The organism is Aequorivita nionensis, assembly GCF_046352995.1.
Lineage (GTDB): Bacteria > Bacteroidota > Bacteroidia > Flavobacteriales > Flavobacteriaceae > Aequorivita > Aequorivita nionensis.
In genome coordinates this window covers 2,649,194-2,673,332 of sequence record NZ_CP130281.1, presented here as the reverse complement: position 1 = coordinate 2,673,332, position 24,139 = coordinate 2,649,194, and the positions used below count along the sequence as shown (strand labels likewise).

The following is a 24,139-nucleotide window of genomic DNA, read 5'->3' as shown; positions in this document are numbered from 1 at the left end:
AATTATTTAGCCAATCGATCCTTTACGTATTCTGTTTCAGTCTTTCCGTGCGGAAAAGGGTTTCCGTCTTCGTCCAAACTTACCATCGTAATTCTATCAATACTGATAATAACTTCGCGTGTCATTTTGTTACGCACTTCGCAAGCGAGGGTCAATGAAGTTCTTCCAAATTTTGTTACTTCTAAGCCTATTTCAATAATATCGCCCTTTTTCGCGGAGCTTCTGAAATTTATTTCACTCATAAATTTCGTGACCGTGCGCGGATTTTCAAGTTGAATTATTGCATAAAGTGCCGCTTCCTCATCAATCCATTCCAAAAGTCTTCCGCCGAAAAGCGTTCCGTTGGGGTTTAAATCTTCTGGTTTAATCCATTTTCTTGTATGAAAGTTCATTTAAAATAAAGTATCTGGGTTATCCATTTGTGGTATGTGAAGATCCGTTCCAAAACGTTCATTCGCTTTTTTAATAAAATGTGCAGAAAGCAAAGGCGAAGCTTTTTCAAGATTTTGGTGAACGAAAAAGTAAATGTTCTGCAAACCTTGATCAATCCAAGTTTCCAAACGGTCTATCCAATCATCGAGACGCGTATAATCGCTTTTGTGGTTTGCGCCATTATAACGAATGAAAGCAGTGGGCGTTGTTAGCCGCATATGAAGCAAATCGCGCCTTCCGGCGGAATCTACAATGGCGTTTGTAATGTTGTAATTCTCAAGAATTTTATACAATTCATTAGCAACTTCTTCATTGTTGAACCAATCGGTATGCCGAAATTCAATAGCTGGTTTTATATCCTTCGGAAGCATTTTAAAGAATGGCTCCAATCTGTCTATATTTTTAGGACCGAAATTATCTGGCAGTTGCACAAAGGGCATTTCCAGTTTTTCCTTCAAATTTGATGCATTCAGAATGTATTCGTTGAGGTTATCTTCACAATTTTGAAGTCTTCCCCAATGTGAAATTCCCTGAAAAAACTTCGGAAAAAACCTGAAATCGGGCGGCGTCTTTTCATACCATCCCGCAAATGTATCTGCCGGAAAAATTCGGTAAAAAGTTGCATTCAATTCAATACTATTAAATTGGGTTGAATAATACGCAAGTTCATCTTTTGTGCCCCGCGGATAAAATCCCTTTAAATCAGCTTTGTTCCATTTTGCGCAGCCCACATAAAGATTTGGCTTTTTGGCCTTTTTCTGTTTTGAAAGAATTTCCTGCGTTCCTGGATGATCTGGAGGAAGCGTAAAATCTATATTGCCGGGATCTTCAACTTTTCCGAATTTCATGTTTTATGATCTTTTTAAGTAAAGATACTTTTAAAAAATTCACCTTCAAAAAATAATCCTTTGTAACTTTTAATTATGCTGTTAGTCTTATATTTACTAAAATTTAAAAAATGTTTTATGAAATGCCCAAATATAAAATTTCAAACAAAATGAAGAAGGAAACGGGGCATTCCAACTTCCATTAAAAAACAAATATTCTATACAGATGAAAATTTTAAAAACACTTACCATCGCTTTTTTATTGACTGCAATTGTGCCCGTATCTGCACAAACGGCAGATGAAATTATTAACAATTACCTAGAAAACACGGGCGGTAAAGCTGCTTGGGAAAAACTGCAAAGTGTAAAAATGACCGCCACAGCAAACGCTCAAGGAATGGAAATTCCCGTGGAAGTATATCAAACCAAAGATGGTAAACAACTAATAAAAATTAATTTCCAAGGACAAGATATTACTCAACTTGCTTTTGATGGAGAAACTATGTGGAGCACGAATTTTATGACGATGGCTCCTGAAAAGAGCGATGCCGAGGCTACTGAAAATATGAAGAAACAAATGAAGGATTTCCCAACTCCTTTTATGAATTACAAAGAAAAAGGGTTTACTGTTGAAATGATGGGTAAAGAAACTAAAGAAGGGACTGAAACCTATAAAATAAAACTAACCCAAGAGCCTATTATGGTTGATGGTGTGGAAGAACCCAACGTTTCCTATTATTATTTTGACACTGAAAACTATGTGCCAATTGTTACTGAAAGTGAAATAAAAAGTGGGCCAATGAAAGGACAGATGAACGTTAGCACGATGAGTGACTATCAAGAAGTTAATGGTCTTTATTTTCCTTTTGCCCTTTCAATGGGAGGTCAGGGAATTCAACTAAAGGAAGTGATTCTAAATCCTGAAATGGATGAGGCAATGTTTGCTTTTCCTGCTGTAGCAAGTGATACAGAAAAGAAAGAATAACAATATTAATTTTGAAAAAATCCCTGCTCGGTCGGGGATTTTTTTTTCAAAAAAAATAACGAAACCACAAAAACCAATAAAAATGAAAACGTCAATCTTTACTTTTCTTGCAATCGTTTTGTCGTTAAATTTTGTTCAATCCCAAGAAACTTCTTTAAAAGGAAAAGAACTCTTCGGCAATATGAAAGCCCGCCATATAGGCCCTGCACTTATGAGCGGGCGTGTAAATGATATTGAAAATCATCCCACAAATGCACGTATAATTTATATGGGAGCTGCAGGCGGTGGTGTATGGAAATCTGGAGATGGCGGCGCAACCTTCGCTCCTATTTTTGATGAACACGCGCAATCCATTGGTGTTGTAAAACTGGATCCAAAAAACCCAGATGAAGTTATTTGGGTTGGAACAGGCGAAACTTGGACTCGGAACTCGGTTTCTGTTGGAAACGGTTTATTCAAAAGTACGGACGGCGGAAACAATTGGAAAGAAATTCCAGGTTTTGAAAACTCAGAACGCATTTCTTCCATCGTTATTAATCCAAACAATTCAGACGAAGTTTATGTAGGTGTTTTGGGCGCTCTTTGGAGCGATAGTGAAGATCGGGGTATTTATAAAACTACCGATGGCGGAAAAACTTGGAATAAAGTTCTTTATACAGGTCCATCGACTGGTGTTTCTGATATTTTGATAGACCCAAAAAACCCAAATATATTACTGGCTTCAATGTGGGAATTTCGAAGAACCGCTTGGGGATTCAATTCAGGAGGTGAAAATAGCGCAATTTATAAATCAACTGATAGTGGAAAAACTTGGAATAAATTAACCAAAGATCTTCCTACTGGAAAGTTGGGAAGAATCGGGATTGCAATGGCACCAAGCGATAGTAAAATTATCTACGCAGTGATTGAAACTGGAGAAAAAAACACAAATGGCCTTTGGAAATCAAGCGATGGCGGAAATTCTTGGGAACATTTAAACAGTGATTTCGGCTTGACAGTTCGTCCTTTTTACTTTTCAAGAATAACTGTTGATCCTAAAAACCCAGACATTATTGCCAAAGGTGGTCTTACTGGTTCAATAAGCCGGGATGGCGGAAAAACCTTCAAGAATCTTGGCAACATGCATAGCGATATCCATGATATAGTTTTCGATATTAATAATAGCGACATTATATATTCAGGAACAGACGGGGGCGTTTATCGCTCTTGGAATGGAGGTTCTACTTTTGAAATTGTTGAAAATCTTCCACTTTCACAATTCTACCATATAAGTACGGACAGCTCCGAACCTTACAATGTTTATGGCGGTTTGCAAGATAACGGCTGCTGGTATGGCCCTTCTTCCGCTCCCGGTGGTGTTACGGCCCGCGAATGGAATAGCATTGGTTACGGTGATGGGTTTAGGGTTTTGAAACATCCCACAAAAAATATTATCTATTCTGAAATGCAAGGCGCCGCAAATGTTTGGCGATATGATGTTGACAGAAACAGAACTACTACCGTACAACCACAACCTAAAAAAGGCGACCCAGAATTACGATTCAACTGGAATGCGCCAATGGCAGTGAGCAATTTCGCTCCCGATAGATTTTATATGGGAAGTCAATTTGTGCACCGTTCGGACGATATGGGCGATAGTTGGACAATCATTTCACCAGATTTAACCACAAATGATAAAGCGAAACAAGACCAAGCCAACTCCGGCGGGCTTTCAGTTGACAATAGTGGCGCGGAAAAATACACTACAATTTTCACTATTGCCGAATCGCCTTTGGATGAAAATATCATTTGGGTTGGTACGGATGACGGAAACGTGCAGCTTACAACCGACGGCGGAAAAACTTGGAGCAACCTTACCCAAAATCTTGTTGGTATTCCAAAAAACACATGGGTTTATCACATTGAAGCAAGTGTTCACGGAAAAGGCACGGCCTATGCAGTTTTTGAAGGCCACAGTTCGGGTGATATGAAACCATATGCTTTAAAAACAACTGATTACGGCAAAACTTGGAAATCTATCATTTCAGATGATATTGATGCAAAAGCCTTCGTCAGAAATATTCAGGAAGATTATGAGAATGAAGATCTACTTTTCCTTGGAACTGAATTCGGTCTTTACATCACCATTGATGGCGGAAAAAATTGGTCGCAGTTCACCAATAATATGCCACCTGTTGCAGTTCATTTTATCGATCTTCAAAAGCGAACAAACGATATTGTAATGGGTACCCACGGACGCGGCGTTATTATTATTGATGATATAAGTCCGCTGCGGGAACTTACACCGGAAGTAATGAGCAAAGAAGTTCACTTCTTCGAAACAAAACCTTTTACAATGACCGAAGCGAGTGATTTTAGCGGAAGTTTTGGTGCCGAAACACAATTCGTGGGAGAAAATAAAAACACCAATGCCCGAATTGTTTATTACTTAAAAAAGCGCCACACCTTCGGAAAAATGGAAATGGAAATCCAAGATATGAACGGAAACAGAATAACAACAATTGCTCCTGGAAAATCCAAAGGGATTAATGTGGTTTCTTGGAATTTTACGGGCACGAATCCCAAAGTGGCCCAAGCAAAAACCCTTACTTACGGTGGTTTTGCATCGCCAAGAGTTCCCGCTGGAAAATATAAAGTTGTTTTAACAAAAGGAAATGAAACTTACACACAAGAGATTGAAGTGAAATATGACGATAAATCCATCACAACTTTGGAACAACGCAAAGAACAGGAAGCGCTCACCAAAAAATTGTACAATATGGTAGAGGATTTGGCATATATGGTTTACGAAATAACCGAAACCCAAGCAAAAGTTTCGGAAGTAATTGCCAACAATCCAAAAGGAAAAAAAGATGCCCAGAAATTATTTGACGCTTTGGAAAATCTTCGCAAAGATTTGGTAATCACAACGGGTGATAATTACGTAGCATCCGCAGATCCTGAGTTACGTGAGAAAATGGCTGACCTTTACAGCAATGTTGCAACAAATTTCAACAAGGTTTCAGGTGCGTCACAAGCAAATTTTGAATTGATCGCTGAAGATTTTTCCAAAGAGAAAAAACGTTACGATGAAATAATGGCCAAAGAAGGAAAGAAATTCAATTCATTTTTGGAAAAAAACAATATTCCCAAAACTGAACTTCAAAGCAAAGAGGATTTTTTAAAGAAAGGCTAACTGTCTGGTCGAGCTAAGTCGAGACCTATTCGTAAAGAATCTTGAGTTCTCGACACCGCTCGAACCTACAATTTTAAAGTTTATCTATTTATTGATAAAAACTGTTTTTCGGTTCACAAATTCACAAATACCATGCTCGCTTAGCTCGCGTCCGTAACCGCTTTCTTTTATTCCACCGAAAGGTAATCGCGGATCACTTTTCACCAATTCATTTATAAAAACTGCGCCCTCGTCAAATTGAAATGCGAGCTTTTCGGCTTCCTCAATATTTTTTGTGAAAATAGAAACTCCCAATCCAAATTTTGAATTGTTTGATAATTCAATCGCCTCTTCCACAGTTTTAAAAGTGGTAACAGAAAGTGCAGGTCCGAAAGTTTCTTCTTTAAACACAGCCATCTTTTCGTTAACATTTGTAAGCACTGTGGGCTCAAAATACGCTCCTTGCCGCTTTCCTCCTATTGCAATTTTTGCGCCTGCTTTTACAGATGATTTCACTTGCTTTTCTAAATCTTTTGCTAAATCTTCACGCGCTAAAGTTCCTACATACGTTTCCCCATCCATTGGGTCGCCGCTTTTAAGTTCACGAATTTTCACAAGCATTTTTTGTACAAATTCTTCTGAAATAGATTCTTCAATAATCAATCTTTTTCCCGCAATACAACTTTGTCCCGTGTTTTGAAAACGCGCTTTTACGCAAGTTGCAATCGTTTTTTCAATATCGCAATCCTTCATCACAACCAAAGCATTATTGCCACCAAGTTCCAAAACCGTTTTCTTAATATTTTTACCAGCAATGGAAGCTACTGAAGAACCCGCGGGACCGCTTCCCGTGAGCGTTACGGCCTTTACTTTTTCGTTTTCGATAATCTCTTCTACGCCGTCGCTTCCCACCAATAAAGTAGTAAAACAATTTTCAGGAAAACCTGCTCTTTTGAAGACTTTTTCAATATTTAAAGCACTTCCAAAAACGTTTGAAGCATGCTTTAAAATTCCAATATTTCCCGCCATTAAAGCTGGGGAAGCAAAACGGAATACTTGCCAAAAAGGATAATTCCAAGGCATAACAGCCAGTACAACACCCAGTGGTTCATAACTCACGTAACTTTTGTAAGCATCAGTTTTTATCACTTCATTTTGAAGCTGTTTCTCCGAATTTTCAGCGTAATACTCGCACACCCAAGCACATTTTTCAACTTCGGCGATGGCTTGTGAAATAGGTTTGCCCATTTCCAAAGTCATCATTTCGGCGTATTCCTTTTTGTTTTTTTTTAATTCCGAAGCGGCGGCGAGCATTAATTTTTTTCTTTCGGAAAAAGATGTTTCGCGCCAACTATAAAATTGCTTGTTGGCTTTGTCGATTATTTCCGATACCTCCTTTTTTAAGTGGTTTTTATAGACTTTCAATTCTTTCCCGGTGTAAGGGTTTATCGATATTGTTTTGGACATATTTCAGATTTTAGAAAACAGCAAGATATTCAAAACCTAAAGTTATAGATATGTTTGCTAGGCTATTAGAAATTGGAAAGAAATTAAGTTAATTTGATGATTTGGATTTGGTTCCAATATATAATTAATTTTTAATTATTTTTTTTATTGAAGTGCCATTTGGGGTATAAACGCTAATAAAATACAATCCGGATGACAAATCTGAAAGAGAAATTCGGGAAAGGCCGGCGGGCACTACACCTTTTCTTATTTGAGCCCCGTTGGAACTGTATAGGGTAAACTCTGTTGGCGTGTTTACGGAAATAGTGATGTGCTCTTGGGCCGGATTTGGATACATCAAAAAACTATCCTTGTTAAAAACGGAAACGTCTAAAGCATCGCACTCGGCCTCATTGTTCACAAAAGTTGTAAATGGATCTTTAAACCAATCTTCTAAATAAGGAGCACTGGCATCATCCACAAAAATACATTGCAAATCGTCGGTACCGAAAACATTCACACTTCCAAGAATCTCATTGTTACCGTTGCGCATATCCAAATAAGTTAATTCCGGAATGTTGGCGGCTAAAAAAACACCTAATTCCACATTTAGAGAGATGTTTAAATTTTGAATGTTATTATAGCTGCAATTTATGTATGTCAATTGTTCATTATTGGAAACATCTAAACTTGTTAAAGCATTGGCCCAAATATTCAATTGTGTCAAGTTGCTATTTTGCGAAATATCAAATTGTGTTATTAGATTTATATGGCAGTCCAACATAGTTAGTGCCGTGGCTTGGGAAACATCCAGTTCGGTCAACTGGTTTTCCCAACATTCAATGACCGAAAGGTTTTCACTGTTGAGCAACAATGTGCTCAATTGGTTGTTTTGGCAACTAATCCACTCCAATTGTGTATTATTGGAAAGATCTAAAATGGTTAATTGATTAAAAATACAACCAAGGGTGGTCAAGGCAATATTCTGTGAAAGATCTACTGATACTACATTGTTGGCACTAAAATCCAAAAACTCCAAAGCACTAAAATCCTCAATCCCTGTTAAATCGGAAATCCCTGCAAATGAGGGCAAATCCAAAACGGTAACGTTTTCAATATTTGCCGTAAGCACTTGCCCATTGTCAGGGATACCGTCCCCCATCCCATTGGCTTCCAGAAAGGCCTCAAAGTTGGGGTCTGGAACAGCAGTCACTTGGGCAAATGTCTGGCTTGCCGTTAAGCATCCTATAATTAAAACCAATAATTTTCTCATAACAAATGCTTTACTGATGGTCAATAACAATCTGTTTTATTGTTAGCGTTTCACCTTCATAAAAATGTAAGTAATAAACACCTTCCTCTAAATTTGATGTGTCAATCGTTTCCAAAGCGTTGGGGCTTTCACCCACTATAACTACTATTCCATTGCTGTCATAAAGTTTATAAACATATAATCCTGCTGGTTTATTTGTTAGATCTAAATTTAATTCATCACTTGCTGCATTAGGATAAAAATTTAATGGTGAGGTAATTGAATTGCAAGGATTGTTTGGCGCGGTTGCAATAGCAGAAACTTCTTGCAAAAAAGGAAGCATTGCCAAAGCGGTTTTCATCCTTCTGCTTTGATAAGGCGTAAAATATTCCATACAGCCGGGATGGGTGTAAGCTAAGATATTTAATTCATCTGGATCATACGGATCGCCGTTGGCATCTACTCCGCTACCTGTCCACTCACAGGTGTTCAAATCTATATTAAATGCAATATCAGGATCTGCTGGTGTATCCAAAATATAATCTCCACAAATCCAACCATTGGAGCCGTTTACCAATTCAGGACATTGATTGGGATCACCTGACTCAAAAACGGTTCCGTGCCGGGTATGCCATAAATTGAACACGTGGCCCATCTCGTGCGCCAAGACAAACGACCTAACCAAAGGATAGGCTGGGTCTCCAAAATAATTACCAGTGACCATAAGTTTCGGAGAAAGGCCTACACCCTCTGTCATCCCATATCCTCCCCCAGTTATTGGGTGATTTGTTGTGTCATCAAAAAGATAGAGGTCCACACCGTCCGTATGGTCATAGGTGGTAATATTCATAATTCCCGAAGGAGAATTAAAAAGTGTAGTATTATTAATATAATTTATCGGACCCTTCCGTTTAAAAAAAATAAAATATGGATTAAAAGCGTCATTAAGATATGTCATTGCGGCATTCACATTGGCTGTAGATTGTCCTCCAGTTCCATCACTTCTTCTTATAACATGGATATAAAGAGTAACACAAAACGAATTATTGCTATAATCGGGGTGCCTACCATTATCAATGATAAAATCTTTATGGGGTGAATATGATGGCGATTCGCAAAACGACTGGGAAAAACAATCATCAGTAAAAATGAATAAAAGAAGAATGGAAAGTAGTAGTTTTTTCATAATTAAAATTTTAAATAGACCAACTAATATTAATTCTAAATTTAGATAATTAATTAACAATTATTAGATATTTTTTACAATTTTATAACCATTTATTTACAAGTGTTTTAAAAAGTATTAAACCTTTCAAAAGATTAAATTACTATGCTTTCTTTAGCAGCCTTTTGTCAAAAAAATTAATTGCACAAACCCATTCTTTTTTATAGTTTGTAATACATTTGCCAAAAATCAGATTTAAAGTTATTAATTAAAAGATCCCCGCCTTCGCGGGCATAAAGATGAAAAATACAGCTCTTTCCCACATTCACGAACAATTGGGCGCCAAGATGGTCCCATTTGCCGGTTATAATATGCCAGTTTCATACGAAGGCGTAAATGCTGAACACGAAAACGTTCGCAAAGCAGTTGGCGTTTTTGATGTTTCCCATATGGGCGAATTCTTGATTACAGGTCCAAAAGCATTGGATTTGATTCAAAAAGTATGCAGCAACGATGTTTCAAAACTTGTGGATGGGCAAGCGCAGTACAATTGCTTACCAAACGAAACAGGCGGAATTGTGGACGATTTGATTGTTTACAAACTAAAAGATGAAGAATACTTATTGGTAGTAAATGCTTCAAACATTGATAAAGATTGGGATTGGATTTCAAAAAATAATTCCTTTGGCGCAACTATGCGAAATCTTTCCGAGGATTATTCGCTATTGGCAATTCAAGGTCCAAAAGCCATTGAAGCTATGCAGTCATTGACTTCTGAAGATTTGAGTGCTATAAAATTCTATCATTTTAAAGTTGCTGATTTTGCTGGAATTGAACACGTAATCATCAGCGCAACTGGTTATACGGGAAGCGGTGGTTTTGAAATTTATTGTAAAAACAACGAAGTGGAACAGGTCTGGAACAAAGTAATGGAAGCCGGAAAAAGCTTCGGCATTAAACCAATTGGTTTGGCTGCCCGCGATACACTTCGCCTTGAAATGGGTTTCTGTCTTTACGGAAACGATATAAACGACACTACTTCGCCTTTGGAAGCTGGATTGGGTTGGATTACCAAATTCACGAAGGATTTTACAAATTCAGAAAATCTAAAAAAACAAAAAGAAGAAGGTGTCAAAAGAAAATTAATAGGTTTTGAACTAACAGAACGCGGCATTCCCCGCCACGACTATGAAATTGTTGATAAAGAAGGTAACAACATCGGAATTGTAACCAGTGGTACAATGGCGCCTTCATTAAACAAAGGCATTGGAATGGGTTATGTAACTACTGAAAATAGTGCTCCCGATACCGAAATATTTATTCAAATTAGAAACAAGCCCGTTGCCGCAACGGTTGTGAAAACCCCATTTTACAAAGGTTAATGCAGGATTACCAAATTATTTTAGAAGAAATTCACGAGTCACTCAAAAAAGTTGAAAATAACGGGGAAGTTGCGAGCTATATTCCAGAATTGGCCCATATCCCAAAAAATAAGTTTGGAATTCATTTGCAATTGATTACGGGTGAAAACTACGCTGTTGGCGACGCTTCAGAAAAATTTTCAATCCAAAGTATTTCAAAAGTACTCTCACTTGCCAAAGCTTTTCAATTGGTTGGAAACGATCTTTTGGAGCGGGTTGACGTGGAACCTTCGGGAAACCCTTTCAACCATCTTTCGCTTTTGGAACTTGAAAACGGAATCCCCAGAAATCCGTTGATTAATTCGGGAGCCATTGTTATTGCTGATATTTTACTTTCAAATTTAAAGAACCCGAAAGAAGATTTTTTAAATTTTGTTCGGGAATTGGCTCACGATGAAACCATTTCTTACAACGAAAAAATAGCGGAATCTGAGCGGATTACAGGTTTTAACAATTACGCTGCCGCCAATCTTTTGAAAGCCTACGGAAATCTAAACAACAAGGTTGAAGACGTTTTGGATTTTTATTTCCATCAATGCTCAATAATGATGGATTGCAGGCAACTTACCAATGCTTTTTTCGTTTTCGCTAACAAAGGCAAGTGTATGAAAGATATTCAGCACTTAACTTCAAGCCAAGTGAAACGAGTCAACGCAATTATGCTCACCTGTGGCTTTTATGACGAAGCGGGCGAATTCGCTTTTGAAGTAGGTTTGCCAGGAAAAAGCGGCGTTGGCGGTGGAATTGTGGCGTTATTGCCACATTGTTTCACCATTGCAACTTGGGCTCCGGCATTGAACCCAAAAGGAAATTCGTATTTGGGAATGCAGGCTTTGGAACAATTCACCACAAAAACGAAATTGTCCATTTTTTAAAAGTTTGAAACGGATTTTAATGCGAAAGAAAGTAGAAAAGCAACGGATTTTGATTTTGGGCGGTAGCGGTTTCATTGGAAATGCGCTCTACAAAGAGCTTCTCTCCTATTTTGAAGTTTATTGCACGTATTGCCGACAACACGGGGCATTTTCCGAAAACCAGATTTTCAATAAATTCTGTGTTGAAGAAGATTCAATGCTTTTATTGTTAAATGAAATACAACCTACGGTTATAATTTCGGCAATAAGCGGAGATTTTAAATGTCAATTTGAAGCGCATCAACAAATTGTAAATTACGCTTTGATTAATGATTATTGCTCGGTTTTGTATATTTCTTCTTCAGAAGTTTTTGATGGAAAATTTAGGCATCCGTCCTATGAAAATGATTTAACACTTTCGGAAACTGCTTTGGGGAAATTCAAGATTTCAGTTGAAAAGTTATTATTGGAAACAATTCCGAAGCAAACCACAATCCTAAGATTACCGATGGTTTTGGGAATAAATTCCCCAGAAATTATACATTTAAGACAATGTATTCGGCACAACGCCAATTTTGAGGTTTTTCCAAACTTGATTATTACCGCAACCACAATTAACAAAGTTTCGCAACAAATTCATTACATAATAAACCAATCACTTCGTGGAATTTTTCATTTGGCGAGTAACGATATGGTGCACCACGAAGATCTTTTTCGGGAAATCACTTCAAAAATGGGGGATAAAATGCCTATCTTTAAAAGTGTTTTTAGCAGTAATGAAGACACCTACAACGCAATTCTTCCGAAGGAAAATAAACTTCCTAACTCTCAGCAAATTACTGTTTCACAGGTTATTGAAGAATGTAGCCTAAACGAAGAAATTATGTCAATTAAATAAAAAAAATACTATGAAAGCTTTATCAGAAAAACAAATCATTGAAAAATTAAAGGAATTTGAAGGTTGGGATTATTACGAAGGTGCCCTGCATACCATTTTTGAATTTGAGGATTTTAAGGAAGCATTTTCAGCAATGACCCGCATTGCCTTTGAAGCCGAAAAATTGCAACACCATCCCGAATGGAGCAATGTTTACAATTCTTTGGAAATTTATCTTTCAACCCACGATGCAGATGGAGTTACTGAAAAGGATTTTGAACTGGCAAAGATTATTGATGAGCTTATTGGTTGAAATTCCAAAACACAAATGCCAAATAACAAATAAATTCCATTAATCAACTGCCAAGCACCAAATCGTTTGAATTTTGTGGCTTGATATTTATTTGGAATTTATTTTTTTGTTATTTGGAATTTGTCTCAGAGATTTGGATTTTTTTATATTTGAGCCATTCTTTAAAGAATAAATAATAACAATAGAAATAGATAATATTTATGGGAAGAGCTTTTGAATTCAGGAAAGCAAGAAAAATGAAGCGTTGGTCTGCAATGTCCAAAGCGTTTACGCGTATTGGTAAAGATATTGTAATGGCCGTGAAAGAAGGCGGTCCAGATCCGGACGCCAACTCTAGACTTCGCGCGGTAATCCAAAACGCGAAAGCTGTAAATATGCCCAAAGAAAACGTGGAACGTGCCATAAAACGTGCAAGCGACAAAAGTTTGGGTGATTTTAAGGAAGTTCTTTTTGAAGGTTACGCGCCACACGGAATTGCTATTTTGATTGAAACTGCTACCGATAATAATACCCGGACCGTTGCAAATATTCGCAGTTATTTTAACAAATGTGATGGTAGCATGGGAACTTCAGGTTCCGTTTCGTTTATGTTTGATCACACTTGTAATTTCAGAATAAACCCAGAAGGTTTGGATATTGAAGAACTGGAATTGGAATTGATAGATCACGGCGTTGACGAGATTTTTGAGGATGAGGATGGAATAATGATCTACGCCCCTTTTGAAAGCTTCGGCTCCATCCAATCTTATTTGGAAGAAAACAAAATTGAAATACTTTCATCCGGTTTTGAGCGTATTCCCCAGGTAACAAAAAAACTTTCTGAAGAGCAAGCTGCAGATGTAGAAAAACTTTTGGAGAAGATTGAAGAGGATGATGACGTTCAGAACGTCTATCATACTATGGAGGAGTCTTCGGAAGAATAAGATCTATTATATATTAAAAAATGCCATCTGAAATAAATCAGATGGCATTTTTTTTATTTAGTATTAACCTACTTTATTTATTATCAAAATAAAGCGAAGATGCTCCAGGAAGCTCTGCACTTAAAGTGGGGCCTATGTTTCCTCCTGCCCCAATTTGGTCAAAAAACAAAACCTTTCCACCTCCATTGGCGCGTTCGGAAATAAAAATTGTTTGACTGGAATTGTCATATTCAACCGCCACGGGATTTCCCATTTCGGTCAAAGGGCCCGATACTCTTATTTGGTTTCCTGCGAGCGCTAAAGTTCCGCCATCGGGAATAGCATTGAATCTATTCACAAAATCTCCAATAAAATGAAACCCTCCATCAGTATCGCTTTGGGCATCTCCAATATCGGTAAGAATTACGGTTCCACCATCATGAGTAATTCCGTGGGTTCGCGTTATACCCTCTATAACAATTTGCTTGTCTGGAGTGGCAGTAACATCTGTTGTGTATGTTGAAATGAAATTTTTAAGTACAGCCACATTAGAAGTTTTATCAACCACGGTGTAAAGATCATTTCCAATTAGCTCTATACCCCAAACAGCATAATTCACTTTTACTTTATTGCGCAGCGTATAGGCGTTGGTGTCTTTTGTGAAAATAAAAAAAGTTCCATCATCTGTATTAGGGTTTCCATCTGTATCTGCGTTATCGGAAATAATATAAAAATTATCCTTTACAGCAATATCTCGAGGACTATTAAGCAAAACACCACCAGATGCCAAAAGGCTTAAATCTCCATTGGAAGGTGTATCATTAATATTGCGATAGGTATTTATTACTTTTTGTTCTCTGGAAACAACTGTTAACTCATCTGCAACATCATCATAGTAAATCCCTTCATTATCATTTGAACTACTTTCCATAGGGCGGATAAAAATACCATTTGTAGTAATATCATATGAAGTAATTGTATTGGTTGTATTGCTAGTTGCGTAAAGGTTTGCCAATATGGTCGGAGGAATTTGAGATCCACCTCCAGAGCCATCGTCAATACTACAGGAAATAAAAAATGGTGCAATGACCATAAAGGATATTAAATATCTAATATTTTTCATAACTATTTTTTTTTATAAAAATAAAAGGAAAACTTAATTAAAATTAGGAATGTTTGATGGTTAACTATTATTTAACAAAACAATTTTAAAAATCAATTGATTCTTAACAATGAAAGCTTGTTTAATGATTTCTTCAAATTATGAATATTCAGCTTTTTTACCAACAACCCCTTTAAAATAAGTACGAAGTTTTTCGGTATCAAGATCAATATCTCCTGTTGGATAAAACGGTTCATTAATAGTTATTGTCTTTTTGCTATAATCAAAAGGAACACAAATTATTGGAACATTTGCCGCAAGAGCAATATAGTAAAATCCTGTTTTCCAATTTGTTACTTTTTTTCTCGTGCCTTCAGGTGCCATTGCTAAACGGAATTCTTCTTTATTCTTAAAAATTTCAGCAATTGCTTCTACCTTGTTCTGCCCAGGCGTTCGGTCTAGCTTTGCACCTCCTGTCCAGCGGAAATACCAACCAAAAGGCCACTGAAATAGTTCCTTTTTGGCGATATAATTAATTTGTGTCTTTGTAATTCTTCGTGTAAATAACCCAAGATAGAAATCATGCCAACTTGTGTGTGGAACTACAATTATGACGGCTTTTTTTACAGCTGGATCAAAAGATCCTACTATTTGCCAGCCCATCATTTTTTCAAAAATAAATTTTGTAATTCCCATAAACAGCTTTTATACTGAAGCTACATTTTTAGATACAAATGTTTCAGTTTTTCGCGTGTTATTATTGTTTCCCAATCAGTGCCAATTGCATTTTCCCAAAGCGGAACCATTCCTAACGCCACAGTAATCATTGTATCCATCTGTTCTTCGGAAAGGTTTTTACAAATTCCTTGTGGAATTTCAACTCCGTGTTTTTCTACCATTCTTTTGAAGATTGCGACATCTTTTGGATAAAACTCATCTAAAAATTGAAAAACAATACAGTTGCCCACACCGTGTTTTGTGCCCAAGACATAACCGAGCCCATAACTCATAGCGTGCGCAACTCCAACTTGTGAATAGGCAATACTCATGCCACCATGCCAAGAAGCCATCATAAGTTTGGCGCGCGATTCTTCTTCAGAAAGTGTATCACTCAAAAATATTTCCATACAAAGATCGTAAGCCTTTTCGCCATAACTCTGGCTAAAAGCATTTAGAAACGTACCATTCAAAGATTCCACACAATGAATAAAACAATCCATTCCTGTAAAAAACCATTGGTTTTTGGAAACTCCTTTAGTAAGTTCCGGATCTAGTATTACTTGGTCAAAAGGTGTAAAATCACTGTTGATGCCTAATTTTCGTACAGGACCAGTTAAAACAGTTGTTCGTGAAACTTCGGCTCCTGTGCCTGAAATAGTTGGAATGCCCACGTGATAGACCGCTTTGTGTTTTACCAAATCCCAGCCCTGATAATCAGCGGCACTTCCTTGGTTAATCAACATTATGGAAACGGCTTTTGCCAAATCCATTACGGTACCGCCGCCAATGCCTATAATTCCAGAGGGTGTGTAAGTGAATTCAGTTTTAATGTCTTTTACCAAATCATCAACCTGTGAGGTTTTTGGTTCTTCTTCAGCTGAAATGAAAATTAATTTATCGTTGAAACGAAGGTTAATTCTATCCAGAAATTCAGTATTATTTTCAAAAATATCATCCACTAAAAATATGAAAGGTGCCTTTTCCTTTTTTTGTGGAGTAAGAATTGAGGTAAGCTGATCAAAACAGCCTTCCCCGAAAACCACTTTTGGTACCATCGGAAAGTTTCTGAACTTATTGTTGACGGTATCTGGTTTGTTTTCTTTCAATAACTTATTAGCTCTTGCAAGATCTTCGGGAGTATCTATTTCTACACCGGTAGTGTTTGAAATGGCCATTTTTATATTTTTTCCGTATTCCAAATAACGGATACATTCTATTTTTTCCACAGCTTCCAGAGAACGCATTGGCAGGCGGTAAAAATCCATAATGGCCTGTTTTCTGAACGCATAAATACCTTTGTGCTTATAATACTGCATCGCCACGTTTTTATCGCGCGGGTAAGGAATGGGTGAGCGTGAAAAGTAGAGTGCAAAATCGTCTTTGTCAACGATTACCTTCACACAATTGGGATCACTTATCTCTTTCCAGTCGTGGATTTCGGTCATCAGCGAGGCTAAGTCAATTTTGTCAGCATCGGGTTCGTTGAAAACTGCCAAAACTTTTTCCAAACCTTCACGGTTTGTGAAAGGTTCGTCGCCCTGCACGTTCACAACAATATCCACATCCATATTTTCAACAGCTTCGGCAATGCGATCGCTGCCGCAATCGTGTTCTTTTATGCTCATAATAGCTTTTCCGCCATTCATTTCAATTTCTTGAAAAATCACATCGCTATCTGTTACTACATAAACTTCATCAAAAAGATTTGTTGCTTTCGCGGCTTCGTAAGTTCTGACTATCACGGGTTTTCCCCCTAAATCCTGCATTAATTTTCCTGGAAATCGAGATGCGCCGTAACGCGCGGGAATCATAGCTATTATTTTCAAGACAAAGGTTTTAAAATGATTTCAAAAATAAGAAGTTTAAGTTCTTGGCAATCGTTTTTTTCGAAGCTTTTTATAAAACCTAAAAATTACGAAAAAAAGAAATAGAACCAAGACAAAAGCAATAATAGGTATAAAGATGGACGCTACCGCCATAACAATTGAAGTGCCTGTTTCTACAGTAGTTAAAACTGGATTTGCCATTCCTCCTGTTGTAGTACTGGAAGTAAGTCGAGCTGCAGAAGTATTCCCTTTTATTGCCGCTGCAGTTCCCCCACCCGCAATTATGGCTAAAGCCCAAGTTACAACCGGACTCAAATCTGTTACCGTTGCAACCATTACTGCTGTTCCGGCTAAGGTGGCTAAAGGCAGGGCAATTGTGTCTAGTAAATTATCCAACCACGGAATATAGTAGCCAAAAATTTCAATCACAGTAGCAACTCCCATAGTAATAACCGCGGTAAGGCTTCCAACCCACTGCCAACTTTCGTTTAAAGGAATAACATCATAAAAACCCGCCAAGCTTAGAATGAGCAATGGTAGAAAAACTCGGAAACCAACGGCCGCAGCAAGGCCGATGCCAAGAAATATGCTTAATATTATATCAAAAGTTTCCATGATTAGTTGATGAGTTTAGAAAAATTTTATCAAAACTACCACAGTGTAATAATTACTGACTACTAAAGAACTAATCTACAAAAAATTCATCCTTAAAACCTATCAAGTATAATTTTTCCTGAGCGCGAGTTACCGCTGTATAAAGCCAGCGAAGGTATTCTTTGTCTATTCCGTTGGGAAGATAAGGCTGTTCAACAAAAACGGTTTTCCATTGTCCTCCCTGACTTTTATGGCAAGTTATGGCGTAGCTGAATTTCACTTGTAATGAATTGAAATATTTGTTGTTTTTCACCGCCAAAAACTTTTTGTATTTGGATTTTTCAGAAGCATAATCCTTCATTACTTCTTGATATAAATTGTTTGATTCGTCATACGTGAGGGAAGGACTTTCAGATGTTAAAGTATTTAAGAGCAATACAGTTTCCAAAGGTTTCATATTTGGATAATCAACCATCCTGATTTTCACTTCGGCAAAACGGAAACCGTACAATTCCTTAAAAGCGAAAATTTCCAAAACCTCTATAATATCTCCATTGGCAATAAAACCGGCCTCACTGGCATTGTCCACCCAAAAATAATTGTTTTTCACCACCATTAAATAATCGCCCGCCGATAGTTCAGATTCCTGAAACAATATCCGCTCTCGAATACTTTGGTTATACAAATTAGCTCTCTTATTTGAACGTACAATAATAACTGTATCTTCATTTCCCAAGGAGGAATAGCTATCGTTTATTGCATCCATAATTTCCTGACCATCTATTGGGCGGATAATATCGGGAAAATTGGCTCCAGAAAATTTAAATGCCTCAAATAGCTCATCGTCCAGACGTTCCCTAATTCTGGTAGCATTTTCCAAAATACCGCTGTCTTTTTGCTGCCGAACCACTTCGTCCAGTTCCAATAGGGTTACTTCCCTGTTGTATTGGTTTTCCAAAACTCTAGCGTCCAGTGCTGGGCTGATGGAAAGGTGTACTGGTGGCAACTGTGCCGAATCACCTATCAATAGTAGTTTGCAATTATTGCCGCTGTAAACATATTGCATCAAATCATCCAAGAGAGAGCCGTTTCCAAAAAGTTTGGATTCTTGGTTAATATCTGGAATCATTGAGGCCTCGTCAACTATAAAAATAGTATCTCTGTGTTTATTTTCCTGAAGAGTGAAGGAAACAGCTCCTTTTTCAACCTTCGGAAAATATATTTTTTTGTGAATTGTAAACGCCTGCTTGTTTGAATAATTACTGATAACCTTTGCAGCCCTTCCCGTAGGCGCCAAAAGGATTGAACGCTTTTTTACTTTTCCCAGATTTTTCACCAAAGAACCAACAATCGTGGTTTTTCCGGTTCCGGCATATCCTTTCAGTAAAAAGGTTTCATTTTTGTTCGTGCTCAGTACAAATTTCGCCAACAATTGAAGTGCAATATCCTGTTTGGTGGTGGTGTTATGTGGGAAATCATTTTTTAAAAAACCGTAAAATTCTGATACATTCATCATTCACTACTATCAATGAGGGTTTAAAGATAGGTATGATTTTTTCGGAATATACTTTTACGAACAAAAAAAAATTGTAGATTTGCGATAGACCTTTTAGTAAATCAACACTTAAATTAAATCAATAATGAAATTAGTAATTCAGATTGTTCTTTGGATTGTCATCATCTTTTTGGGCTGGAAATTATGGAACTCGGTTATGGGCCCGGTGGAATTCAACAAAATTAAAGAAGCTCGCTACGTCAAAGTAATTAAGAATTTAAAAGACATTCAAGCCGCAGAACTTGCACACAAAGAGATAACAGGAAGTTTTACTGGTGATTGGGATAGTTTGGTAAGTTTCATAGACACTGCAAAATTTGCAATCACACAAAGACGTGACACAAGTTATGCCGATGTTGCTAAAAACAAAGCTTTCGGAATCACTGATGGTTATTTTATTGAAGAATCATTAATTGACACTTTAGGTTTCACACCCGTTAAAGATTCACTTTACGGAACTACAGGCCGATACAAAACAATGATGAATATTCCGGTGGAAGGTGTTAACGCAAAATTTGACCTTAAATCTGGAAAAATTGTGAAAAATGATGCCTCCTACTCCGTTTTTGAAGCAAAAGTTTCAAAAAAGACAATATTGTCAGATCTTGATAAAGACCTTATAATACAGGAAATGCAAGTGCAGTCTGTAGATGGTGTTAATGGACCAGATATTAAAGTAGGTTCATTAGAAGAAGTAAACACTTCTGGAAACTGGCCAAAACTTTATGATTCTGCAAAAGACAAATAACATACAAAATACTTTAAATAACAGACTGTCCGTTCAAGTTTCTTTGAACGGGCTTTCTTTTTTGGTAACAAACCCTGAAAGCGAAGAAGTTGTTTTTTTTCTTGAAAAAGTACTGGATCATAGCACCACTCCAGAAGAATTATTAATGGACATTGAGGCTATTATGTTCAAAAACAATATACTGAACGAAGCCTTTTCAGAAGTATCTGTTGTTTACACTACACCTGTTTATAGTTTGGTCCCCACCTTACTTTTTGATGAAACGAAAGCCAGTGAGTATTTAAAATTCAATTCAAAAATCTTGGCCAATGATTATATGGCACACGATATAATTGAAAACCATGACATCGTTGTAGTCTATGTTCCTTTTATGAACATTAACAATTTTTTCTTTGATAAATATGGCTCTTTCAGCTATTATCACTCCACGACCATTATGCTGAAAGCAATTTTGGAAAAGGAAAAATATACACTACCGAAAATGTATTTGCATTTTCAGAAAAATAATTTTGATTGTATCGTTTTAAAAAATGGCGAACTTCAGCTTTGTAATAGCTACACCTATAAAACCCCAGAAGATTTTATCTATTACACACTTTTCTGTATGGAACAGTTAAATCTAAATCCCGAAAACCTTCCTGTAATACTTTGTGGTGAAATTGAAAAGGAAGATGAAAACTTCCAAATTGCCTATACATATATCCGCAACATTGAATTTTTAGATTCAAATTTATCCAGCATGAAAAGTCTGAACAATGAACTGCCTCACAATCATTTCATTTTAAAAAACGCACTCTAATGCGAATAATTTCGGGTATATATAAAGGAAGAAGGCTAACAGCACCAAAAAACCTTCCCGTGCGGCCTACGACTGATTTTGCAAAAGAAGCGCTTTTCAACATTTTACGTGTTCGGTATTATTTTGACGAAATTACAGTATTGGATCTTTTCAGTGGCACCGGAAACATTAGTTTTGAATTTGCTTCGCGTGGCGTGCCAAACATTACAGCGGTAGATGGTCACATTGGTTGTGTACAATATATAAACAAAATTTCAGAAGAATTTGAATTTCCCATCACAACAATAAAGTCTGACGTTAAAAAGTATTTAGAAAACGCCTCAGGAAAATATGATGTTATTTTCGCAGATCCGCCGTATGACTTCACTTCGGAAACTTTAAAGGATCTAATGGAAAAAATTTTCGAAAATTCTTTGTTGAACCCCGAAGGATTGCTTATCATTGAACACGCAAAACAAAATGATCTTTCCTCACTTCCACATTTTGTAGAAGCTCGAAAATACGGAAGTTCCGTATTCAGTTTTTTTAATTAAATTAAAATACCTTGTCGTTTTCAAACAAAACTATTGATTTAGATTTCGTTCGTATGGACCTTTCTGAACATTGTGTAATTGCCACAGTAAAAGAAGGAGTTTTGATTGAACTAGAGCATATTGCAGCTCTCCACGAGGTTTTTGCCGAATATTATTCCGATAGGATTTTTGGATATATTGATAATCGTGTATACCAATATGCTATAAATCTAAGCCCCGAACTTTACAATTCTCGCTATCCTAAAATGGTTGGAATTGCCATTGTCTGTTATACGGAAAACTGTGTTAAAAATGCAAATTTTGAAAAAACCTTCTACAATTGGCCCTTTGGGGTTTTTATAAGTTTAGAGGAAGCACAACAATGGATAGCTACTTTAATGAGTGAATAAGAAAGAAAAAAAAAGCAGGCCTATAAGCCGGGTTCTGTATCCATCAAATAATGGATCCTTATCATTTATCTAGGCGTTAAGTTACCAAAACGCTCAATCTGCCTACCCTCCTGCATCGGGCGGGTACCCTCAAGCACAGGTTTACGTGGCATTTCACCGCATAGAGTTTACCTGGTTTCACTACAGCATTACCTGTACATACTTTCTGCTGCACTTGTCCTATCCTCCTAAGCTTAAGCGAAGGAGAACGACGGCCGTTAGCCGCTATGCTTCCCTATGGTGTCCGGACTTTCCTCTCCCGAATTTAAATTCGGCAGCGATAAGGCGGCCTGCTGCGCAAAAGTACTCCAATGTTAATAAATATGGGAAAATACGAACAGCTATTTTTTTAAAACCCGTTGTACATCTTTATATTTGTTTCCGCACTATGGAACACTTCATTGTATCAGCCCGAAAGTACCGCCCCGCCGTTTTTAAAGACGTTGTGGGGCAACAGGCAATTACCAATACTTTGGAAAACGCCATAGAAAACAACCATCTTGCCCAAGCTTTGCTTTTCACGGGTCCACGTGGCGTTGGAAAAACAACCTGTGCAAGAATTCTTGCCAAGAAAATAAATTCTGATGGGAATGAAAAGGAAGGCGAAGATTTCGCTTTCAACATTTTCGAATTGGATGCCGCATCCAACAATTCCGTTGACGATATTCGCAATTTGATTGATCAGGTTCGAATCCCACCACAAGTTGGAAAATACAAGGTTTATATTATTGATGAGGTGCATATGCTTTCATCAGCGGCTTTCAACGCATTTTTGAAAACGTTGGAAGAACCGCCAAAACATGCCATTTTCATTTTGGCAACTACCGAAAAGCACAAAATAATTCCAACCATACTTTCACGCTGCCAAATTTTCGATTTCAGGCGTATTGGCGTTCGCGATATAAAGGACCATTTAGCTGAAGTTGCAAAGGCAGAAAATATTGAAGCTGAAGACGACGCCCTTCACATAATCGCCCAAAAAGCGGACGGCGCTTTGCGTGACGCACTTTCAATTTTTGACAGAGTTGTTAGTTTCGCCGGAAAAAACCTTACTCGCGAAGCAGTTACCGAAAACTTGAACGTACTTGATTATACGTGGTATTTTCAAATAACCGATTTGCTTTTGGAAAATAATATTCCGCAGGTTTTGGTTACCTATAACGATATTCTCTCAAAAGGTTTTGATGGGCACCATTTTATAATGGGGCTTGCCTCCCACTTCCGCGATCTGTTGGTTTGCAAAAATCAGGAAACCATTAATCTTTTGGAAGTTGGTGAACAGGTGAAAACAATGTATTTTGAACAATCGCAAAAAACAAGCACACAATTTTTGATTGATGGAATTGACATTGCAAACACTTGCGACCTAAAATATAAAAACAGCCAAAACCAACGGCTACTTGTTGAACTTTGCTTGATGCAACTTGCTTCCCTAACTTTTCAGGGCGAAAAAAAAAACTCTAGTTCCAACGAACGTTTCGTAATACCTCCCTCCTATTTTAAAAGCGAAAAATTTACTTCGGAAAAAATTACTTCTGCGGGAAGTATTGTTCCTAAATCTATAGAAAAGGTTGAAAAGGCTCAGGAACTTTCCGAAGAAATAGAAATTACCAATGTCAGCGAACCTTCGGAAGAACTTTCCAAAGTAAGTATTCCTTCTGAAAATAATAATTCCGAAGAAAATCCAGATGGCAGCGAGCCACAAAAAGTAATTGAACGCCCGCAGATTCTCGCTGAAAGAAACGCCAAAAAAGTTTCCGCACTTTCCCTGAAAAGCATTCAAAAAAAGCAGGAAATAAAGCAGGAAATGGTTGCAAACCAACCCGATGCTGAAAATCTTCCTTCAAATGAATTTTCTGAAGAAGAAATGCAGGCAGCTTGGACGGAATACACCACAAGCGTTGAAAGCGACGGAAAATACAATCTGCTTTCACATTTAACAATGGGCGTTCCAAAATTGGATGGCTCCATCATTCATCTTGAATTTCCAAACCAAACCATTAAAACTGAAGTGGAACGTGCCAAGTATGAATTACTTGGGTTTTTACGTGAAAAGCTTCAGAATTACGATATAGATTTAGACATCACAGTAAACGAAACCACCGAAAAGCGCTACGCTTACACAACACGCGAAAAGTTTGAAAAAATGAAGGAAATGAATCCGATGATTGAAAAATTGCGGAAGGAATTTGATTTGGATATTTAA

The 24,139-nt window shown here is 37.3% G+C and carries 21 protein-coding genes, 1 other RNA gene and 2 pseudogenes; 12 read left to right on the top strand and 12 right to left on the bottom strand.

Annotation, left to right across the window (positions count from 1 at the left end):
- Positions 1 to 2 precede the first annotated feature (2 nt).
- Entirely contained in the window at positions 3 to 392 is a 390-nt protein-coding gene (locus tag Q2U82_RS12235; protein ID WP_068760312.1) for an acyl-CoA thioesterase, read from the bottom strand.
- The gene (locus Q2U82_RS12230; RefSeq protein WP_410005145.1) at positions 393 to 1,280 is read right to left on the bottom strand and encodes a DUF72 domain-containing protein; all 888 of its coding nucleotides are present in this window, start codon (positions 1,278 to 1,280) and stop codon (positions 393 to 395) included.
- A gap of 205 nt (positions 1,281 to 1,485) precedes the next feature.
- Between Q2U82_RS12230 and Q2U82_RS12225 the strand changes: the two genes are divergently transcribed.
- Both Q2U82_RS12225 and Q2U82_RS12220 read left to right on the top strand, forming a co-directional pair.
- A complete protein-coding gene (locus Q2U82_RS12225) occupies positions 1,486 to 2,244 on the top strand; it encodes an outer membrane lipoprotein-sorting protein (RefSeq protein WP_068760317.1) in 759 nt (252 codons plus the stop codon).
- A gap of 82 nt (positions 2,245 to 2,326) precedes the next feature.
- Positions 2,327 to 5,419: a WD40/YVTN/BNR-like repeat-containing protein gene (locus tag Q2U82_RS12220; protein ID WP_410005144.1), complete on the top strand. Its 3,093-nt coding sequence runs from the start codon at positions 2,327 to 2,329 to the stop codon at positions 5,417 to 5,419.
- A gap of 84 nt (positions 5,420 to 5,503) precedes the next feature.
- Here the strand turns inward: Q2U82_RS12220 and Q2U82_RS12215 are convergent, their stop codons facing one another.
- The 3 genes from Q2U82_RS12215 to Q2U82_RS12205 form a co-directional block, all read right to left on the bottom strand.
- Positions 5,504 to 6,865, bottom strand: a complete 1,362-nt coding sequence (locus Q2U82_RS12215; protein ID WP_410005143.1) for an NAD-dependent succinate-semialdehyde dehydrogenase — start codon at positions 6,863 to 6,865, stop codon at positions 5,504 to 5,506.
- A gap of 124 nt (positions 6,866 to 6,989) precedes the next feature.
- A complete protein-coding gene (locus tag Q2U82_RS12210) occupies positions 6,990 to 8,117 on the bottom strand; it encodes a T9SS type A sorting domain-containing protein (RefSeq protein WP_410005142.1) in 1,128 nt (375 codons plus the stop codon).
- 10 nt (positions 8,118 to 8,127) lie between these two features.
- On the bottom strand, positions 8,128 to 9,282 hold the full coding sequence (locus Q2U82_RS12205) for a zinc-dependent metalloprotease (protein ID WP_410005141.1): 1,155 nt from the start codon (positions 9,280 to 9,282) through the stop codon (positions 8,128 to 8,130).
- A gap of 278 nt (positions 9,283 to 9,560) precedes the next feature.
- Between Q2U82_RS12205 and gcvT the strand changes: the two genes are divergently transcribed.
- From gcvT to Q2U82_RS12180, 5 genes are all read left to right on the top strand, one after another.
- Positions 9,561 to 10,643 (top strand): glycine cleavage system aminomethyltransferase GcvT, encoded by a 1,083-nt coding sequence (gene gcvT / locus Q2U82_RS12200; protein ID WP_410005140.1) that lies wholly within the window; start codon positions 9,561 to 9,563, stop codon positions 10,641 to 10,643.
- A complete protein-coding gene (locus Q2U82_RS12195) occupies positions 10,643 to 11,557 on the top strand; it encodes a glutaminase (RefSeq protein ID WP_410005139.1) in 915 nt (304 codons plus the stop codon). The genes gcvT and Q2U82_RS12195 overlap by 1 nt, the downstream gene beginning before the upstream one ends.
- A 19-nt stretch (positions 11,558 to 11,576) precedes the next feature.
- Positions 11,577 to 12,434: a sugar nucleotide-binding protein gene (locus Q2U82_RS12190; protein WP_410005138.1), complete on the top strand. Its 858-nt coding sequence runs from the start codon at positions 11,577 to 11,579 to the stop codon at positions 12,432 to 12,434.
- A gap of 10 nt (positions 12,435 to 12,444) precedes the next feature.
- Positions 12,445 to 12,726 carry a 4a-hydroxytetrahydrobiopterin dehydratase gene (locus tag Q2U82_RS12185; protein WP_410005137.1) on the top strand — a complete coding sequence of 94 codons (282 nt, stop codon included), beginning with the start codon at positions 12,445 to 12,447 and terminating at the stop codon, positions 12,724 to 12,726.
- A gap of 200 nt (positions 12,727 to 12,926) precedes the next feature.
- Entirely contained in the window at positions 12,927 to 13,649 is a 723-nt protein-coding gene (locus Q2U82_RS12180) for a YebC/PmpR family DNA-binding transcriptional regulator (protein WP_068760328.1), read from the top strand.
- Positions 13,650 to 13,722: 73 nt separating this feature from the next.
- Here the strand turns inward: Q2U82_RS12180 and Q2U82_RS12175 are convergent, their stop codons facing one another.
- From Q2U82_RS12175 to Q2U82_RS12150, 6 genes and pseudogenes are all read right to left on the bottom strand, one after another.
- Positions 13,723 to 14,751 carry a hypothetical protein gene (locus Q2U82_RS12175; protein ID WP_410005136.1) on the bottom strand — a complete coding sequence of 343 codons (1,029 nt, stop codon included), beginning with the start codon at positions 14,749 to 14,751 and terminating at the stop codon, positions 13,723 to 13,725.
- Positions 14,752 to 14,889: 138 nt separating this feature from the next.
- Positions 14,890 to 15,426, bottom strand: coding sequence for a 1-acyl-sn-glycerol-3-phosphate acyltransferase (locus tag Q2U82_RS12170; RefSeq protein ID WP_410005135.1), 537 nt, complete (start codon positions 15,424 to 15,426; stop codon positions 14,890 to 14,892).
- A gap of 20 nt (positions 15,427 to 15,446) precedes the next feature.
- A pseudogene (locus Q2U82_RS12165) lies at positions 15,447 to 16,484 on the bottom strand (iron-containing alcohol dehydrogenase family protein); the annotation flags it as partial.
- Positions 16,485 to 16,550: 66 nt separating this feature from the next.
- Positions 16,551 to 17,261, bottom strand: a pseudogene (gene kdsB / locus Q2U82_RS12160) (3-deoxy-manno-octulosonate cytidylyltransferase); the annotation flags it as partial.
- A 51-nt stretch (positions 17,262 to 17,312) separates the two neighbouring features.
- Complete coding sequence (locus tag Q2U82_RS12155) at positions 17,313 to 17,891, bottom strand: DUF4126 domain-containing protein (protein WP_410005134.1); 579 nt, start codon at positions 17,889 to 17,891, stop codon at positions 17,313 to 17,315.
- Between the two features lie 70 nt (positions 17,892 to 17,961).
- A complete protein-coding gene (locus Q2U82_RS12150) occupies positions 17,962 to 19,383 on the bottom strand; it encodes an ATP-dependent RecD-like DNA helicase (protein ID WP_410007161.1) in 1,422 nt (473 codons plus the stop codon).
- A 127-nt stretch (positions 19,384 to 19,510) separates the two neighbouring features.
- On the opposite strand from Q2U82_RS12150, the gene Q2U82_RS12145 reads away from it, so the two are divergent.
- The 4 genes from Q2U82_RS12145 to Q2U82_RS12130 are packed head-to-tail and all read left to right on the top strand — an operon-like array spanning position 19,511 to position 21,894.
- Complete coding sequence (locus Q2U82_RS12145; protein WP_410005133.1) at positions 19,511 to 20,173, top strand: hypothetical protein; 663 nt, start codon at positions 19,511 to 19,513, stop codon at positions 20,171 to 20,173.
- Positions 20,151 to 20,972 (top strand): DUF3822 family protein, encoded by an 822-nt coding sequence (locus Q2U82_RS12140; RefSeq protein WP_410005132.1) that lies wholly within the window; start codon positions 20,151 to 20,153, stop codon positions 20,970 to 20,972. Before Q2U82_RS12145 ends, Q2U82_RS12140 begins: the two co-directional genes overlap by 23 nt.
- Positions 20,972 to 21,505: an RsmD family RNA methyltransferase gene (locus tag Q2U82_RS12135; RefSeq protein WP_410005131.1), complete on the top strand. Its 534-nt coding sequence runs from the start codon at positions 20,972 to 20,974 to the stop codon at positions 21,503 to 21,505. Before Q2U82_RS12140 ends, Q2U82_RS12135 begins: the two co-directional genes overlap by 1 nt.
- An 11-nt stretch (positions 21,506 to 21,516) precedes the next feature.
- A complete protein-coding gene (locus Q2U82_RS12130; protein ID WP_410005130.1) occupies positions 21,517 to 21,894 on the top strand; it encodes a hypothetical protein in 378 nt (125 codons plus the stop codon).
- Between the two features lie 7 nt (positions 21,895 to 21,901).
- On the opposite strand, the gene rnpB is transcribed toward Q2U82_RS12130, so the two are convergent.
- An RNA gene (gene rnpB, locus Q2U82_RS12125) (RNase P RNA component class A) lies at positions 21,902 to 22,230 on the bottom strand.
- A 91-nt stretch (positions 22,231 to 22,321) separates the two neighbouring features.
- On the opposite strand from rnpB, the gene Q2U82_RS12120 reads away from it, so the two are divergent.
- Positions 22,322 to 24,139 carry a DNA polymerase III subunit gamma/tau gene (locus Q2U82_RS12120; protein ID WP_410005129.1) on the top strand — a complete coding sequence of 606 codons (1,818 nt, stop codon included), beginning with the start codon at positions 22,322 to 22,324 and terminating at the stop codon, positions 24,137 to 24,139.